The following is a 16,719-nucleotide window of genomic DNA, read 5'->3' on the forward strand; positions in this document are numbered from 1 at the left end:
GCGTGGTACGCGGTCAGATCCGGATCGGGTGGAACTCCGCTGAGCGGGACGCGCCGCGTCAGGGGTGAACTTAGGCTGCACCTATGACATCACAGGTCTCGCCCAGCGCCTCTCAGGCCTCCCTCGCCATCGGTCAGCGCTCGCTCGGTGACCCGTCCGTCCGCTTCCCGCTGTGGCCGCCGCTCACCAGCGGGTGTCCGGTGACCAGTACGGACAGCGTGTCGTACCCGGTCGAGGTCGACTACGCGTACGACGAGGTGCCCGCCGGTCTCTTCACCACCGCGTCCGGCCTGCCGCGCGGGCACGAACGCTGGGCCCCGCTCCTGCCGCCGCTGCGCGCGCCGGGCCTCGGCGAGGGCGGCACGCCGCTCGTCCCGCTCGGGGACGGGCTGTGGATCAAGGACGAATCGCGCAATCCGACCTGGAGCCACAAGGACCGCATCAACCGCGTCACGGTGAGCGCGGCGGTCGGCGCGGGCGCGCAGGGCATCGTCGTCGCCTCGTCGGGCAACCACGGCGCCTCCGCCGCGGCGTACGCGGCGCGGGCGGGCCTGCGGTGCGTGGTGATCGGCTCGGCGGGGCGGCCGCCCGCGGTGGACGCGTTCCTGCGGGCGTACGGCGCGGTGGTGCTGCCGGTGCCGGAGGACGCGCGGTGGCCGCTGCTGCGGCGGATCGTGGAGCGGTTCGGCTACCACCCCGTCAGCAATGTGACGCCCACGCACACCGGGCACGCGTTCGGGCCCGAGGGCTACAAGACCCTCGCCTACGAGATCTACACCGAACTCGGCGTCCCCGCCGCGGTGTTCCTGCCCACCGGGTACGGAGAGCTGCTCTTCGGCGTCTGGAAGGGCTTCGCGGAACTGGTCGCCCTGGGCCTCGCGGACCGGGTGCCCCGCCTCTACAGCTGCGAGCCCGAGGCCGGGGGGCCGCTGGCGGCGGCGGTGCGGGACGGGGTTCCTGCGACGCGGGTCCCAGTCGGCGAGACGGCGGCGTACGCCATCGACTGCGCGGTCGGCGGTTACCGGGGCGTGGTCGCTCTGCGGGAGAGCGGGGGCCGGGCGCTGCTCGTCTCCGACCAGCGGATGGCGGCGGCGCGGGCGGAGCTGGCGCGGGCGGGCCTGTGGGCGGAGCTGTCGGCCGCGGCGGGGCTCGCCGGGTACCGGCAGCTCGGTCAGGCGGCGGTGGTCGAGGGGCCCGTGGTGTGCGTGTCGACGTCGAGCGGCTTCAAGGACCGTGACCTGCTGGACTCGGCGGTCGCCGCCGAGGTGGATCCGGAGGACTGGGCGGAGGTGGAGCGGCGGGTGGGGCGGGTCTGAGGTCTGTCGATCGCCCTTCGGGCTCGTCCTCAACCGCCGGACGGGCTCAAGATTGAGCCCGTCCGGCAGGGGCGGGCTCAGCCCTGCCCGTCCTCCGGCACGCTCACCAGCCACCGCGTGTCCCGCCGGGGGCGCAGGTACAGCGCCCAGTACAGCGTGGCCACGACCACGATGCCGCCGGTCCACACCAGGTACTCCGCCTCCTGCTGGCTCAGCACGTACGCGAGGACGGCGATCAGCACCACCGGCACGGCGGGCCACAGCGGCATCCGCCAGGCGGCCGCGTGGCCGTGGGAGCCCCGCCGGGCCAGCAGCGCGGCGACCGCCACCAGGAGGTACATGCCGGTCACGGAGACGCCGGTCACGCCGTACAGCGTGTCGAGGTTGACGAAGCACAGGAGCGCGCCGGGCACGCCGACCAGGAGCGTGGCGATCCAGGGGGCGCCGGACGCGCCGAGCTTCGAGAGCGCCTTGTTGACCGGCGTGGGCCACGCCTTGTCGCGCGCCGAGGCGAACAGGACGCGGGAGTTCTGGATGACCATGACGATGCCCGCGTTGATGATCGCGAGGGCCACGCAGAGGCTGACGAACGTACCGACGGCGGAGTTGGACCAGGCCGTCACCATGGCGCTGATGTCGCCCTCGGTCAGCGCGGTCAGGCTCTCCGCGCCCATGGTGATCGCGATGACCGGCACCAGGATGATCACGGCGGAGATGCCGAGGGTGGCGAGGACGGTGCGGGCGACGTTGCGGCGCGGGTTCTCCAGCTCCTCGGAGAGGTAGACCGCCGTGGAGAAGCCCTGCGTGACGAAGAGCGCGATCGCGAGGCCGGAGACGATCAGCATGGCCGTGACGGGGTCGACGCCGCCGGGGCCGGAGCCGGCGACCGAGAGGTCCACCAGGCTGCCCGCGCCCCGCTCGGCGTGGGCGAAGCCGAGGACGGCCACGACGCCCGCCGCGACGACTTCGAGGACCAGGAAGATGCCGGTGATCCACGCGTTGGCGCGCAGGTCGAGCAGGCCCGCGAGGGTCGCGCAGATCATGACGCCCGCGCCCGCGTAGGACGGGTCGATGTGGACGACCGGCGCCAGATAGTCCGCCGTGCCCATGGCGATGACGGGCGGCACGATCATCACGACGAGCAGCGACAGGACGAAGACCAGCCAGCCGGCCAGCCGCCCCGCCATCGTGGAGACCATGGCGTACTCGCCGCCCGCGCTGGGAATGAGGGTGCCCAGCTCGGAGTAGCAGAACGCGACGCCCACACAGAGCAGCGAGCCGATCGCGATGGTGAGCGCGGTGGCGGTGCCGAGCGAGGAGAAGAGGTCGGGGACGACCACGAAGAGCGTGGAGGCGGGCGTCACGCACGACAGCGTGAGCAGGGTGCCGCCGACGACGCCGATGGAACGCTTGAGCTTCTGGGGGCTCGCGGGGGCGACCGGATCAGCCGTGGCCGCCGGGGGTGCGGCGTCCGGTGTCTGGAGCGGGCGGAGCGTGTCGGTCATGAAGCGCGATTCCGATCGACTCGTGCGGCAGGAGATGCGGGGGGGGGAGCCCTATCGCCTCCGAGCGCTGCTGAGCTGGGTGTTTCTTCGGCTCCCGGCGCGTCATGGAACCCCGGCGATAACCGGAACGTCAACGGTCATTTACCTACGGAATCCGCAGCGCCCTCGCACTCCAAGTCGCCTCGCTTTCGCAAGAGTTTGCCCATTCAGGTCTCAATGAACATGCCGACACCGGAGATGACCTTCATATTGCAGGCGTATGAACGCGACCGCTTTCACTGCCCGGATTGCGCCCCGTGCACGGGAACCGCAAGGGAGGCGTCAAAAAAGAATCAGGGCCGTCCGGAATCCGGACGGCCCTGCTCTACGTGCTGTGACGAATCGTGACTCAGTGGTTGCGCGGGAAGCCCAGGTCGACCCCGGCCGGCGCGTCCGACGGGTCGGGCCAGCGCGTGGTGACGACCTTGCCGCGCGTGTAGAAGTGCGTGCCGTCGTTGCCGTAGATGTGGTGGTCGCCGAAGAGCGAGTCCTTCCAGCCGCCGAAGGAGTGGTAGCCCACCGGCACCGGGATCGGCACGTTCACGCCGACCATGCCCGCCTCGATCTCCAGCTGGAAGCGGCGGGCCGCGCCGCCGTCCCGGGTGAAGATCGCGGTGCCGTTGCCGAACGGCGAGGCGTTCATGAGGGCGACGCCCTCCTCGTACGTGTCGACGCGCAGCACGCACAGGACCGGGCCGAAGATCTCGTCCTGGTAGGCCTTGGCGGTCGTCGGCACGCGGTCGAGCAGCGAGAGGCCGATCCAGTGGCCGTTCTCGTGGCCCTCGACGGTGTAGCCGGTGCCGTCGAGGACGACCTCGCAGCCCTCGGCCGCGGCGCCCGTGACGTAGGAGGCGACCTTGTCGCGGTGGGCGGCGGTGATGAGCGGACCCATCTCGGACGCCGGGTCGCTGCCGGGGCCGATCTTGATCTTCTCGGCGCGCTCCTTGATCTTCGCCACCAGCTCGTCGGCGATGGCACCGACCGCGACGACGGCGGAGATGGCCATGCAGCGCTCGCCCGCGGAGCCGTACGCGGCGGAGACGGCGGCGTCGGCGGCCGCGTCCAGGTCGGCGTCCGGGAGGACCAGCATGTGGTTCTTGGCGCCGCCGAGCGCCTGGACGCGCTTGCCGTTGGCGGAGGCGGTGGCGTGGATGTGGCGGGCGATCGGGGTCGAGCCCACGAAGGAGACGGCCGCGACGTCCGGGTGCTCCAGGAGGCGGTCCACGGCCACCTTGTCGCCGTGTACGACGTTGAAGACGCCGTCCGGCAGCCCTGCCTCGCTCAGCAGCTCCGCGATCTTCATCGACGCGGACGGGTCCTTCTCCGACGGCTTCAGGACGAAGGTGTTGCCGCAGGCGATGGCCAGCGGGAACATCCACATCGGCACCATGGCCGGGAAGTTGAACGGCGTGATGCCGGCGACGACGCCCAGCGGCTGGCGGATGGACGACACGTCCACGCGGCTCGCCACCTCCGTCGACAGCTCGCCCTTCAGCTGCACGGTGATGCCGCAGGCCAGATCGACGATCTCCAGGCCGCGGGCGACCTCGCCGAGCGCGTCGGAGTGCACCTTGCCGTGCTCGGCGACGATGTGCTCGGCGATCGCGTCGCGGTTGGCGTCGAGCAGCGCGCGGAACTTGAAGAGGATCGCGGTCCGCTTGGCGAGGGAGGAGGTGCCCCAGGTCGCGAAGGCGTCGCGGGCGGCGGCGACTGCCGCGTCCACCTCGTCGACGTTCGCGAAGGCGACCTGCGTGGTGACGGCGCCGGTCGCCGGGTCGGTGACCGGGCCGAAGGTGCCGGACGCGCCCTCGACGGTCTTGCCACCGATCCAGTGGTTGACGGTCTTCGTCATGACAAGCATCCCTACTCTCACAGGTGGCGGCGTCGGGCAGCGACGTGCCGGTCGTACTCTTCCCTGGCCTTGACCGCGGACACCCGGGTCGCCGTCTCGGCCACGGGCACATCCCACCACGCCTGTGCCGGGGGCGGCCCCGACACTGTGTCTGCCGTTTCCGTCTCCACATAGACACATGTGGGACGGTCTGCGCCCCGCGCCTCCCGCAAGGCCTCCCGCAGGTCACGCACGGTCTTGGCGCGCAGCACCCGCATCCCGAGCGAGGCCGCGTTGGCGGCGAGATCGACGGGCAGCGGGCCCTCGGTGTACGTCCCGTCCGGCGCCCGGAAGCGGTAGGCGGTGCCGAACCGCTCGGCGCCGACGGACTCGGAGAGGCCGCCGATGGAGGCGTAGCCGTGGTTCTGGAGGATGACGACCTTGATCGGCAGGTTCTCCTGGACGGCCGTGACGATCTCCGTCGGGTTCATCAGGTACGTGCCGTCGCCGACCAGCGCCCACACGGGCCGACCGGGCGCGGCGAGCGCGACGCCGATCGACGCCGGGATCTCGTAGCCCATGCAGGAGTAGCCGTACTCGACGTGGTACTGCCGCGCCGACCGCGTCCGCCACAGCTTGTGCAGGTCGCCCGGGAGGGACCCGGCGGCGTTGATGACGACGTCCTCGTCCGTCACCAGCGCGTCGAGCGCGCCGAGGACCTGGGCCTGTGTGGGGCGCACGTCCACCTCGTCCACCTGGTACGCGGCGTCGACGCGCTGCTCCCAGCGCGCCTTGTCGCCCGTGTACTCGGCGGTGTAGGCGGGCTCGACCCGGTGGCCGCCCAGCGCCCCCGTGAGCGCTTCGAGCCCGGCGCGGGCGTCCGCGATCAGCGTGGCGCCCGCCATCTTGTGGCCGTCGAAGGGCGTGACGTTGAGGTTGAGGAAGCGCACCCCCGGCCGTTCGAAGAGCGTGCCGGAGGCCGTGGTGAAGTCGCTGTAGCGGGTGCCGACACCGATCACCAGGTCGGCGGCGCGCGCCAGTTCGTTCGCGGTCGCCGTGCCGGTGTGGCCGATGCCGCCGACGTCCGCCGGGTGGTCGAAGCGCAGGGAGCCCTTGCCCGCCTGGGTGGCGGCGACGGGGATGCCGGTGGCGTCGGCGAACTCCTTGAGGGCGTCCTCGGCGGCGCTGTGGTGGACGCCGCCGCCCGCGATGACCAGGGGCCGCCGCGCCGCGCGCACCGCGTCCGCGGCGGCGGCCAGTTCGCGCGGGTCGGGGGCCGCCCTGCGCACCGTCCACACCCGCTCGGCGAAGAACTCCTCGGGCCAGTCGTGGCCTTCCGCCTGCACGTCCTGCGGCAGGGCGAGGGTGACGGCGCCGGTGGCGGCCGGGTCGGTGAGGACGCGCATCGCGGCGAGGGCGGCCGGGATCAGGGCCTCGGGGCGGGTGACGCGGTCGAAGTACGCCGAGACGGGCCGCAGGCAGTCGTTGACCGACACGTCGCCCGCGTACGGCACTTCGAGCTGCTGGAGCACGGGGTCGGCGGGCCGGGTGGCGAAGGTGTCGCCGGGCAGGAGGAGGACCGGCAGCCGGTTGACCGTGGCGAGCGCGGCGCCGGTGACGAGGTTGGTGGCGCCGGGCCCGATGGACGTGGTGACGGCGTGGGTGGAGAGGCGGCCGCACTGGCGGGCGTACCCGACGGCGGCGTGCACCATGGCCTGTTCGTTGCGCCCTTGGTGGAAGGGCATCTCATCGGCGTACTCGACGAGGGCCTGCCCGACGCCCGCGACATTGCCGTGGCCGAAGATTCCCCACGTCGCGCCGATCAGCCGCCGCCGCACGCCGTCCCGCTCGGTGAACTGCCGGGACAGGAAACGCACGAGCGCCTGCGCGGTGGTGAGCCGGACACTCCTGTACGGGGTCTCCGTCATCGGTATCCCTCCGTGTGGTCGGGGTGGAAGCAGATCCGCCACTCCCTCTCCTCGCCGGGCCCCGCCATCACGTTCAGGTAGTACATGGCATGGCCGGGCTGGGCGACGGAGGGGCCGTGCCAGCCGTCGGGCACGACCACGGCGTCACCGGTGCGGACCTCGGCGAGGACGTCCGTACCACCCTCACGGGAGGGGAAGACCCGCTGATACCCGAAGCCTTCCCGCCCATCCGGCGCCTCGATCTCGAAGTAGTAGATCTCCTCCAGCTCGGCCTCGGCGCCCGGGCGGTGCTCGTCGTGCTTGTGCGGCGGATACGAGGACCAGTTGCCGCCGGGCGTGATCACCTCGACGGCGATGAGGCGGTCGCAGTCGAAGGCGTCCGCGGCGGCGAAATTGCGGACCTCTCGGGCGCACGTGCCGCTGCCGCGGCTTTCGACGGGAACCTCCGGCGCGGAGCCGTAGCGGGCGGGGAGTCGACGCTCGCACTTCGCTCCTGCCAGGGCGAAGCGGCCTCCCGCGCCGGAGGCGATCTGGATCCGGGCGTCTCGGGGCACGTAAGCGAAATCGGTGACTCCGCTGAACACGCTGTCCCGGCCCAGGAGTTCGATGATCCCGTCTTCTGTGTGCACCGTACAGCCGCCGGTCAGCGGGAGCACGATCCATTCACTCTCACCGGTGGTGAAGGCGTGGGTGCCGCCGGGTCCGATCTCGATGACGCGCAGCGCGGAGTACGTCCAGCCCGCCCGTTTCGGATCGATGTCGACGGCGTACGGACCTTTCGCCGCACTGCCTTTCGGTACGTACGTCATATGAGCCTCCTTGAGCCCCTGTGCTCCGCTAGAGCAGCCCGACGGCGGTGTCGACCGCCCCCGCCACGTCCCCGTCGGGCGGATGGAGCAGCGCCCTGCCGACGACGAGGCCCCGCACGGTGGGCAGGCGCAGGGCGCCGCGCCACTTCTCGTACGCGGCATCCTGATCGTCCCCGATGTCCCCACCGAGCAGCACGGCCGGCAGGGTGGACGCCTCCATGACCCGGGCCATGTCGTCGGGGTTCTCGGTGACGGGGACCTTCAGCCAGGTGTACGCGGAGCTCCCGCCGAGCCCCGAGGCGATGGCGATGGACGTGGTGACGGCCTCGGCGCTCAGGTCGTTGCGGGGCGGTCCGGTGCCGTCCGGTCCCCCGCGGCGGGTCAGGAACGGCTCGACGAAGACCGGTATCCGCCGCTCCGCCATGGCGTCGACGGCGCGCGCGGCCGAGTGCAGGGTGGTCAGGGAGCCGGGGTCGTCGTAGTCGACGCGCAGCAGCAGTTTGCCCGCGTCGAAGCCGAGCCGCGCGAGGTCCTCGGGGCGGTATCCGGTGAACCGGTCGTCCAGCTCGAAGGAGGCCCCGGCGAGGCCGCCGCGGTTCATCGACCCCATGGCGATCTTGCCGTCGAGGGCGCCGAGGAGCAGCAGGTCGTCGAGGATGTCGGCGGTGGCGAGCACGCCGTCGACCCCGGGACGCGAGAGCGCGAGGCAGAGCCGTTCGAGGAGGTCCCCGCGGTGGGCCATGGCGAACGGATCCCCGCCGACGCCGAGGGCCCCCCGGGCGGGGTGATCGGCGGCGATGATCAGCAACCGCCCCCGCTCCCCGAGAAGGGGCCGCCGCCCCCGCCGCGCGGCGGCTTCGGCGACGGCTTCGGGGTGGTGGGCACGGGTGCGGCTGAGGGCGGCGACATCGACGACTTGCCTCCGGCCGCCAGGATCCAGCCCGCGGTGCCCACGACCGGCGCTCACAGCACAGCCCCCGCTTCCACCGCCGAGGCGACCTCGCCGGAAAACGGCATCGCGGACGAACACTCCAGCCGCGAAGCCACGATCGCCCCCGCAGCGTTGGCGTACCGCATGATCCGCTCCAGCTCCCACCCCGCGAGCAGCCCATGACACAGCGCCCCGCCGAACGCGTCCCCCGCCCCGAGCCCGTTGAGTACCGTCACCGGCAGCGGCGGGACCTCGGCCGACTCCCCGGCGCGGTTCATCGCGAGGACGCCCTCGGGTCCCTGCTTGACGACGGCGAGTTCGACCCCGGCGTCGAGCAACGCCCCTGCCGCCGCCCGCGGTTCACGCTCCCCCGTGGCGATCTCCACCTCGTCGACGTTGCCGACGGCGACCGTGGCGTGCGCGAGGGCGGCGGCGTAGTGGGGCCGCGCCTCGGTGGGATCACCCCAGAACATGGGCCGCCAGTCGAGATCGAACACCGTGCGGCCGCCGGCCGACCGCGCGGCCAGCGCCGCCAGCGTCGCCGACCGGCTCGGCTCCGCGCAGAGCCCCGTCCCCGTCATCCAGAAGATCCGCGCCGCCCGGATGGCGTCCAGGTCGAGCTCGTCCTCGTACATCTCCAGGTCGGGTGCCTTGGGCAGCCGGTAGAAGTACAGCGGGAAGTCGTCCGGCGGGAAGATCTCGCAGAACGTCACGGGTGTCGGCAGCCCCGCGACGCCGCTCACCCAGCGGTCGTCGACCCCGAACTCCCGCAGCGCCCGGTGCAGATAGGCGCCGAAGGGGTCCTCGCCGGTGCGCGTGACGACGGCGGTCCGGCGGCCCAGGCGGGCCGCGGCGACCGCGACGTTGCTGGCCGAGCCGCCGAGGAACTTCCCGAACGTGGTGACGTCGGCGAGGGGCACCCCGCTCTGCAGCGGATAGAGGTCGACCCCGATCCGCCCCATGGTGATCACGTCGTACGGGTCTTTCGGGTCTGTCGGATCTGTCGGGTCCGTCACCCTGCACTCCCTCTCGGCGGCGCCTGCCCCAGGTCTAATCCCGCGCCACGAGCCCTGTCAACATTTTGTCCTTACATTCGGACCACTCCTTGACACTCTTCCGAGGCGGCCTGGAGGCTTGCCGACATGACGACGCTGTCTCGCATCCGGATCGGTTCGGCGCCCGACTCCTGGGGCGTGTGGTTTCCCGAGGACCCCCGGCAGGTCCCCTGGCGCCGCTTCCTCGACGAGGTCGCCGCGTCCGGCTACGAGTGGATCGAGCTCGGCCCGTACGGCTATCTGCCCACCGACCCGGCGGAACTGGCCGGTGAGACGGCCCGCCGCGGCCTCAAGGTCTCCGCGGGCACGGTCTTCACCGGCCTGCACCACGGACCCTCCGTCTGGGAGAAGACCTGGGCGCACGTCGCCGAGATCGCCGCCCTGACCCAGGCCATGGGCGCCGGACATCTCGTCGTCATCCCGTCCTTCTGGCGCGACGACAAGACGGGCGTCGTCCTGGAGGACCGCACCCTGACCCCGGCGCAATGGCGCGAACTGACCACCCAGACCGAACGCCTGGCCCATGAGGTCCGCGAGCGGTACGGCCTGAAGGTCGTCGTCCACCCGCACGCGGACACCCACATCGACACCGAGGAGAACGTCACCCGCTTCCTCGACGCCACCGACTCCGGCCTCGTCTCGCTCTGCCTGGACACCGGGCACTACGCCTACTGCGGCGGCGACAGCGTCAAGCTCATCGAGACGTACGGCGAACGCATCGGCTATCTGCACCTCAAGCAGGTCGACCCGGAGATCCTCGCCGCCGTGCGCGCGGACGAGGTGCCGTTCGGGCCCGCCGTGGCCCGCGGCGTGATGTGCGAGCCGCCCGCCGGGGTGCCGGACCTCGGGCCCGTCCTCGCCGCGGCGCAGCGCCTGGACGTCGACCTCTTCGCGATCGTCGAGCAGGACATGTACCCGTGCCCGCCGGACAAGCCGCTGCCGATCGCCCGCCGCACCCGCGCCTTCCTGCGGTCGTGCGGAGCCTGAGGACCCCCGGTACCGGCGCCCTGAGCACCCCCGAAGCCCTGCGGGCCCCGGACGTCCTGCGGGCCCCCGACGGGCGCTGGGAGATCGCCCTCGCGCACCCGCACCCCCGGCTGCGGCCCGGCGTGATCAGCTACCGCGGCACACGGCTCGCGCTGGCCGGGCCGCGGCGGCGCCTGGAGGTGCCGATCGGCGCGGTGACCCTGCTGCTCGGCTTCGGCCGGCCGGTGCGGATCTCGGGCCTCGAACGGCCGGGGCGCGCCGGGCCGGGCCGGCCGCCGGTCTCACTCGTCTCGGTCCTCTCCGGGCTCGGCACGACACCGGTGCTCGGCGAGCACGACGGCCATCTCGCGGGCATCGAGGTGCTCCTGATGCCATGGGCCGCGTTCACGCTCTTCGGCACCGCGCTGCACGAACTCGCCGACCGCACGCTCGACCCCGACGCGTTCGGCGTCCGGCCGGATCCGGGCCGCTGGGCGAGCGTGGCCGAGCTCGCGGACGCGCTGGGCGCGCTGCCCTCCTGGTCCGCTCGCTTCCATCTGCTGGACGAGGTGTTCGCCCGCTGGTCCGCGACGGGCCCGCCGCCCTCGGCGCGCACCGTGCGGGCCTGGGGCGAGCTCGTACGCTCCGGGGGCACCGCCCCGGTCGGCCGCCTCGCCGAGGCAGTCGGCTGGAGCGTACGCCAGTTGGAGAACCGCTTCCGGGAGCAGATCGGGATCGGGCCCAAGGCCGCGGCGCGGGTCCTGCGGCTTCAGCGGGCCCGCGGGATGCTCGCGGCCGGCCACGGCCAGGCCGAGACGGCGGCGGCCTGCGGCTATTACGACCAGGCCCATCTGAGCGGCGAGTTCAAGGCGCTGACGGGGTGTACGCCGCGCCAGTTCACGCGGGCGCGGCACGCGGCGTCCGCACCCGCGGCGGACCGGCTCGACGGGCAGCCCACGAGTCTGGTGCTCCCGGCCGGGGCCGGGCCCGCGGCGCCGAGTGCGCTTTTCTCCAAGACCGGAGGGCGGCGCTGACGGCACGCTGTGGCCCTTGGGCCAACTGCCGCGGGGGATCCCGCGACCCCCTCCGAGCCGGAAGCCGGAGGACCGCGGGGAAGCGGGTGGGCCGGACCCGGCGCAGCGGGCCCGGCCCACCTCGGCTTGCGCGCCGCACCCCGTGTCCACGCCGGATCACCGCCATGCGCATGCGTCTCTTCCGTCATAAACACTCTTTTCTTGTCACACATGTCACATGTGCGCGGATCTTGCGTCACAGGCAGTCGACAGCCGCCTTCCAGCGGTCACTCTGCGTCGTTCACGGGGCACAGGCTGAGTGATCGCCGCGCGTCGCGTCCAGTTCTCCCGTCGGCCCTCCGGCCGCCCTGGGCGCGCGCAGGGAGGTGCCACCTATGACGGACCGCAGGCTCTGGTCGTACAAAGAGATCGCCGCGCACATCCGGGTGCAGCCCGACACCGTGCGCTCCTATCGCAAGCACGGACTGCTGCCGGATCCCGACCACGTGGAGGGCGGCAAGCCCTACTGGTACGCCGACACCGTCCGCGCGTGGGTCGCGTCCCGCCCGGGCAACCGGGGACGCAGAGACTGAGGCCGCGACCGGAACCGCGTTGGAGAAATACCCCCTAGGGGTATAGTGTGGTGTGTGTCAGGGGGTCCCGGGACTCCGGGGTCCCCTCCTGCACGTAACGTCGCATACGTCACAAGCCTCCCGAGGAGAACGACATGAGCGCCCAGACCGAGCTCCCGCAGGCCGCGTCCGAGACGACCGGCTCCTGCTGCTCCCCCAGCGGTTCCTGCCACTCCGGCGGCGCGGCCGAGGCGCCGCAGGGTGCCGTCACCACGGTGTACGAGGTGAAGGGCATGACCTGCGGCCACTGCGAGGGCGCCGTCTCCGCCGAGATCTCCGAGATCGCGGGAGTCAGCTCCGTTCAGGCCGTGGCCGCCTCCGGCCTGGTGACCGTCGTCTCCGAGGCCGCCCTCGACGAGGCCGCGGTGCGCGCCGCGGTCGACGAGGCGGGTTACGAGCTCGTCGGCGTCAAGGCCTGAGGCCCCGGGCCCCGTGGTTTCGGGCCCTGTGGTCTCGGCACCGACACCACAGGGCCCGCCACCACGTCCCGCCGGGAAGTAGTACCAAGGAGGCATGACCGAAGTCTCCGAAGTCGAACTCGCCGTCGGCGGGATGACCTGCGCCTCCTGCTCGTCCCGCATCGAGAAGAAGCTGAACCGCGTGGAGGGCGTGACCGCCTCGGTCAACCTCGCCACCGAGAAGGCCAAGGTCTCGTACGCCGACGGAGTCGAGGTCGCCCAGCTGATCGCCCTGGTCGAGAAGCTGGGCTACACGGCCGAGGAGATCCTCCCGCCCCCGCCGGAACCGGAGCGGACCCCGGGGGCCGCGGCGGCCGACGGCTCCGCGCCCCCGACCACCGCCGACATCACCGAGCCCGACACGCTGCGGCAGCGCCTGACCGTCTCCGCGGTCCTCTCCCTGCCCGTGGTGCTGCTCGCGATGGTCCCCGCCCTCCAGTTCGACAACTGGCAGTGGCTCTCGCTGACCCTCGCCGCGCCCGTCGTCGTCTGGGGCGGCCTACCCTTCCACCGGGCGGCGTTCACCAACCTCCGGCACGGCGCGGCGACCATGGACACGCTCGTCTCGGTCGGCACGCTCGCCGCCTTCGGCTGGTCGCTGTGGGCGCTCTTCCTCGGGGACGCCGGGATGCCCGGGATGCGCCATGGCTTCGGCTTCACGGCCTCGCCGGGGGACGGCGCCTCGGCCATCTATCTCGAAGTCGCCTCCGGCGTCGTCACGTTCATCCTGCTCGGCCGCTGGCTGGAGGCCCGCGCCAAGCGGCGGGCCGGCTCCGCCCTGCGGGCCCTGCTCGAACTGGGCGCCAAGGACGTCACCGTGCTGCGCGACGGCGCGGAGGAGCGGATCCCGGTCGGGCGGCTGGCCGTCGGCGACCGTTTCGTCGTACGCCCCGGAGAGACCGTCGCGACCGACGGCACCGTCGTCGAGGGCGCGTCCGCGGTCGACGCCTCGACGCTGACCGGTGAGTCCGTGCCGGTCGACGTCGGCGTCGGCGACGCCGTCACGGGGGCGACCGTGAACGCCTCGGGGCGCCTGGTGGTGCGGGCCACGCGGGTGGGCGCCGACACCCAACTGGCGCGCATGGCACGGCTCGTGGCGGACGCACAGACCGGCAAGGCCCAGGCGCAGCGCCTCGCCGACCGCGTCGCCGGGGTCTTCGTGCCGGTGGTCCTGCTCATCGCGGTCGGCACGCTCGCCGGCTGGCTGGGCGCCACGGGTGACGTGACGGCCGCGTTCACGGCCGCCGTCGCCGTACTGATCATCGCCTGCCCGTGCGCGCTGGGCCTCGCCACCCCGACGGCCCTCATGGTCGGCACCGGGCGCGGCGCCCAGCTCGGCATCCTCATCAAGGGCCCCGAGGTGCTGGAGTCCACGCGCCGCGTCGACACCGTCGTCCTGGACAAGACGGGGACGGTGACCACGGGCCGCATGGAGCTGAAGGACGCGTACGCCGCCGGGGAGACGGACGAGAAGGAGCTGCTGCGCCTCGCGGGCGCCCTGGAGCACGCCTCCGAGCACCCCGTCGCCCGGGCCGTGGCGGCTGGCGCCGCCGAGCGCCTCGGCACCGCCGTCGGCCAGTTGCCGACGCCCCAGGGGTTCGAGAACGTCGCCGGGTACGGCGTGCGCGGCACGGTGGACGGGCACGAGGTGCTGGCGGGGCGCGAGCGGCTCCTGGTCCAGGCCGGTGTCACCGGCCTGGACGCGCTGAGCGCGCTGCGCGAGGAGGCGGAGGCCGCCGGGCACACGTCCGTGCTGGTCGCCTGGGACGGCGTCGCGCGCGGCGTGCTCACGGTCGCCGACGCCCTGAAGGAGACGAGCCCTCAGGCGGTGCGCGAGCTGCGGGCGCTCGGCCTGACGCCGGTGCTGCTCACCGGCGACAACAGGACCGTCGCCGACGCCGTGGCGCGGGCGGTGGGGATCGCGCCCGACGCCGTGTACGCGGAGGTCCTGCCCGAGGAGAAGGTCGACGTCGTGACGAGGCTGCGCGACGAGGGCCGGGTCGTGGCGATGGTCGGGGACGGGGTGAACGACGCGGCGGCGCTGGCCACGGCCGATCTGGGCCTGGCGATGGGCACCGGCACCGACGTGGCGATCGAGGCGAGCGACCTGACGCTGGTGCGCGGGGACTTGCGGGTCGCGGCCGATGCCATCAGGCTCTCCCGCAGAACTCTCGCCACCATCAAGGGCAATCTCTGCTGGGCCTTCGGCTACAACCTGGCCGCGCTGCCGCTGGCGGCGGCCGGGCTCCTGAATCCGATGATCGCGGGCGCCGCGATGGCGTTCTCCTCGGTCTTCGTGGTCACGAACAGCCTGCGTCTGCGAGCGTTCTCATAAGCTCTTCACAGGACCGTTTCAGCATCCTCACGCAGGTGCGTAGATCCCCATATCGGGTCTCTTGCGCATGTTCGCGACATATGCAAGAGACGCAGATCACAGTGATCCGAACGTAACCATCTTGGGGGGTCGCGAGTCTAATGGGACGATGCCAGAAGATGTCTTGGGGGACGTCTTCTGACATCAGAGGACATCTTGGGGGATGTCCTTGGCATGCGTTGGCCGGGGCACGTGCGTCGGGGAGCTTTGAGCGGCCCTCCCGTCAGTACGCGTCCCGGCAGACCGCAGGGCAACCACAGACGCCCGGCCGGATCCCGTGGGGGGAATCCGCACCGGGAAAAAGGGAAGCGCCCCGACCGTCGACCCGTGGGGGATCGACGGCGGGGCGCTTTCCGCTTGGTAGGCGCTCAGCGGCTCTCGACCGGGACGAAGTCCCGAAGAACCTCGCCGGTGTAGATCTGCCGCGGACGCCCGATCCGCGAACCCGGCTCCTTGATCATCTCGTGCCACTGCGCGATCCAGCCCGGCAGGCGGCCCAGCGCGAACAGCACGGTGAACATCTCGGTCGGGAAGCCCATGGCCCGGTAGATGAGACCGGTGTAGAAGTCCACGTTCGGGTAGAGCTTGCGCTCGACGAAGTAGTCGTCGGCCAGCGCGTGCTCCTCCAGCTTCAGCGCGATGTCGAGCAGCTCGTCGGACTTGCCGAGCGCCGAGAGGACATCGTGCGCCGCCGCCTTGATGATCTTCGCCCGGGGGTCGAAGTTCTTGTAGACGCGGTGCCCGAAGCCCATGAGCTTCACGCCGTCTTCCTTGTTCTTCACCTTGCGGATGAAGGTGTCGACGTCGCCGCCGGAGGCCTGGATGCCTTCGAGCATCTCCAGGACCGACTGGTTGGCGCCGCCGTGCAGCGGGCCCCACAGGGCCGAGATGCCGGCCGAGATCGAGGCGAACATGTTCGCCTGCGAGGAGCCGACCAGACGCACGGTGGAGGTCGAACAGTTCTGCTCGTGGTCCGCGTGCAGGATCAGCAGCTTGTCGAGCGCGGCGACGACGACCGGGTCCAGGTCGTACTCGGCGGCGGGCACCGAGAAGGTCATGCGCAGGAAGTTCTCGACGTAGCCGAGGTCGTTGCGCGGGTAGACGACCGGGTGGCCCACGGACTTCTTGTAGGCGTACGCGGCGATCGTCGGAAGCTTGGCGAGCAGGCGGATCGTCGAGAGGTGACGCTGCTTCTCGTCGAAGGGGTTGTGGCTGTCCTGGTAGAACGTCGACAGCGCGCTGACCACGGACGACAGCATGGCCATCGGGTGGGCGTCGCGCGGGAAGCCGTCGTAGAACCGCTTGACGTCCTCGTGCAGCAGGGTGTGCTGCGTGATCTCGTTCTTGAACGAGGCCAGCTCGTCGACCTTCGGCAGTTCGCCGTTGATCAGCAGGTACGCCACCTCGGTGAAGGTGGAGCGCTCGGCCAGCTGCTCGATCGGGTAGCCGCGGTACCGGAGGATGCCCTGCTCACCGTCGAGATAGGTGATGGCGGATTTATAGGCGGCGGTGTTGCCATAGCCGCTGTCCAGGGTCACCAGACCGGTCTGGGCGCGGAGCTTCCCGATGTCGAAGCCCTTGTCGCCGACGGTCGAATCGATCACCGGGTAGGTGTACTCGCCATCGCCGTACCGCAGTACTACAGCGTTGTTACCGTTCTCGCTCACGTCATCCCTCACCGACGTTGTGCCTCTTCTTCGAGGTGCCCTGACTGTCTCTACCATCCCCCATTTGGCCCTGGAGAGTGCACTCGGGGTCGACCATTGGGCCTATTGGCGGCACTCAGTGCCGCCAACCTGCTCATCCTGCCCCCTTCGCCCTGGTTCCGGAAGTGCTGTGTGACGTTTCCGACTCGTTTGATC

At 71.7% G+C, this 16,719-nt stretch carries 13 protein-coding genes; 6 read left to right on the forward strand and 7 right to left on the reverse strand.

Features of this window, described 5'->3' with window-relative positions:
• Positions 1-83: 83 nt before the first annotated feature.
• Positions 84-1,316 (forward strand): pyridoxal-phosphate dependent enzyme, encoded by a 1,233-nt coding sequence (locus KKZ08_RS13740; protein WP_223774719.1) that lies wholly within the window; start codon positions 84-86, stop codon positions 1,314-1,316.
• A 77-nt stretch (positions 1,317-1,393) separates the two neighbouring features.
• Here KKZ08_RS13740 and KKZ08_RS13745 read toward each other — a convergent pair whose 3' ends face one another.
• From KKZ08_RS13745 to iolC, 6 genes are all read right to left on the reverse strand, one after another.
• Complete coding sequence (locus KKZ08_RS13745; protein ID WP_223774720.1) at positions 1,394-2,821, reverse strand: APC family permease; 1,428 nt, start codon at positions 2,819-2,821, stop codon at positions 1,394-1,396.
• A 388-nt stretch (positions 2,822-3,209) separates the two neighbouring features.
• Positions 3,210-4,712: a CoA-acylating methylmalonate-semialdehyde dehydrogenase gene (gene mmsA / locus KKZ08_RS13750; RefSeq protein ID WP_223774721.1), complete on the reverse strand. Its 1,503-nt coding sequence runs from the start codon at positions 4,710-4,712 to the stop codon at positions 3,210-3,212.
• Between the two features lie 17 nt (positions 4,713-4,729).
• The gene (iolD, locus tag KKZ08_RS13755; protein ID WP_223774722.1) at positions 4,730-6,619 is read right to left on the reverse strand and encodes a 3D-(3,5/4)-trihydroxycyclohexane-1,2-dione acylhydrolase (decyclizing); all 1,890 of its coding nucleotides are present in this window, start codon (positions 6,617-6,619) and stop codon (positions 4,730-4,732) included.
• Positions 6,616-7,428: a 5-deoxy-glucuronate isomerase gene (gene iolB, locus KKZ08_RS13760; protein ID WP_223774723.1), complete on the reverse strand. Its 813-nt coding sequence runs from the start codon at positions 7,426-7,428 to the stop codon at positions 6,616-6,618. Before iolB ends, iolD begins: the two co-directional genes overlap by 4 nt.
• A 28-nt stretch (positions 7,429-7,456) precedes the next feature.
• The gene (locus KKZ08_RS13765) at positions 7,457-8,395 is read right to left on the reverse strand and encodes a deoxyribose-phosphate aldolase (RefSeq protein WP_223774724.1); all 939 of its coding nucleotides are present in this window, start codon (positions 8,393-8,395) and stop codon (positions 7,457-7,459) included.
• Positions 8,392-9,321: a 5-dehydro-2-deoxygluconokinase gene (gene iolC / locus KKZ08_RS13770; RefSeq protein WP_223779043.1), complete on the reverse strand. Its 930-nt coding sequence runs from the start codon at positions 9,319-9,321 to the stop codon at positions 8,392-8,394. Before iolC ends, KKZ08_RS13765 begins: the two co-directional genes overlap by 4 nt.
• Before the next feature lie 180 nt (positions 9,322-9,501).
• Between iolC and KKZ08_RS13775 the strand changes: the two genes are divergently transcribed.
• The 5 genes from KKZ08_RS13775 to KKZ08_RS13795 all read left to right on the forward strand — a co-directional run bounded on the left by KKZ08_RS13775 (position 9,502) and on the right by KKZ08_RS13795 (position 14,818).
• A complete protein-coding gene (locus KKZ08_RS13775) occupies positions 9,502-10,401 on the forward strand; it encodes a sugar phosphate isomerase/epimerase (protein WP_223774725.1) in 900 nt (299 codons plus the stop codon).
• A 122-nt stretch (positions 10,402-10,523) separates the two neighbouring features.
• Positions 10,524-11,414: a helix-turn-helix transcriptional regulator gene (locus tag KKZ08_RS13780; protein ID WP_223779044.1), complete on the forward strand. Its 891-nt coding sequence runs from the start codon at positions 10,524-10,526 to the stop codon at positions 11,412-11,414.
• A gap of 374 nt (positions 11,415-11,788) precedes the next feature.
• Complete coding sequence (locus tag KKZ08_RS13785) at positions 11,789-11,986, forward strand: MerR family transcriptional regulator (protein WP_127912920.1); 198 nt, start codon at positions 11,789-11,791, stop codon at positions 11,984-11,986.
• Between the two features lie 134 nt (positions 11,987-12,120).
• Positions 12,121-12,444: a heavy-metal-associated domain-containing protein gene (locus tag KKZ08_RS13790; protein ID WP_223774726.1), complete on the forward strand. Its 324-nt coding sequence runs from the start codon at positions 12,121-12,123 to the stop codon at positions 12,442-12,444.
• Between the two features lie 94 nt (positions 12,445-12,538).
• On the forward strand, positions 12,539-14,818 hold the full coding sequence (locus KKZ08_RS13795) for a heavy metal translocating P-type ATPase (RefSeq protein WP_223774727.1): 2,280 nt from the start codon (positions 12,539-12,541) through the stop codon (positions 14,816-14,818).
• Between the two features lie 407 nt (positions 14,819-15,225).
• Here the strand turns inward: KKZ08_RS13795 and KKZ08_RS13800 are convergent, their stop codons facing one another.
• Entirely contained in the window at positions 15,226-16,524 is a 1,299-nt protein-coding gene (locus KKZ08_RS13800; protein WP_223774728.1) for a citrate synthase, read from the reverse strand.
• Between the last annotated feature and the right edge of the window lie 195 nt (positions 16,525-16,719).

Source organism: Streptomyces sp. 135, assembly GCF_020026305.1.
Lineage (GTDB): Bacteria > Actinomycetota > Actinomycetes > Streptomycetales > Streptomycetaceae > Streptomyces.

Coding starts and splice junctions, on each gene's coding strand:
- KKZ08_RS13775 (WP_223774725.1), top strand. CDS start 9,502: ATGACGACGCTGTCTCGCATCCGGATCGGTTCGGCGCCCGACTCCTGG.
- iolC (WP_223779043.1), bottom strand. CDS start 9,321: ATGGGGCGGATCGGGGTCGACCTCTATCCGCTGCAGAGCGGGGTGCCC.
- KKZ08_RS13745 (WP_223774720.1), bottom strand. CDS start 2,821: ATGACCGACACGCTCCGCCCGCTCCAGACACCGGACGCCGCACCCCCG.
- KKZ08_RS13795 (WP_223774727.1), top strand. CDS start 12,539: ATGACCGAAGTCTCCGAAGTCGAACTCGCCGTCGGCGGGATGACCTGC.
- KKZ08_RS13740 (WP_223774719.1), top strand. CDS start 84: ATGACATCACAGGTCTCGCCCAGCGCCTCTCAGGCCTCCCTCGCCATC.
- mmsA (WP_223774721.1), bottom strand. CDS start 4,712: ATGACGAAGACCGTCAACCACTGGATCGGTGGCAAGACCGTCGAGGGC.
- KKZ08_RS13785 (WP_127912920.1), top strand. CDS start 11,789: ATGACGGACCGCAGGCTCTGGTCGTACAAAGAGATCGCCGCGCACATC.
- iolD (WP_223774722.1), bottom strand. CDS start 6,619: ATGACGGAGACCCCGTACAGGAGTGTCCGGCTCACCACCGCGCAGGCG.
- iolB (WP_223774723.1), bottom strand. CDS start 7,428: ATGACGTACGTACCGAAAGGCAGTGCGGCGAAAGGTCCGTACGCCGTC.
- KKZ08_RS13790 (WP_223774726.1), top strand. CDS start 12,121: ATGAGCGCCCAGACCGAGCTCCCGCAGGCCGCGTCCGAGACGACCGGC.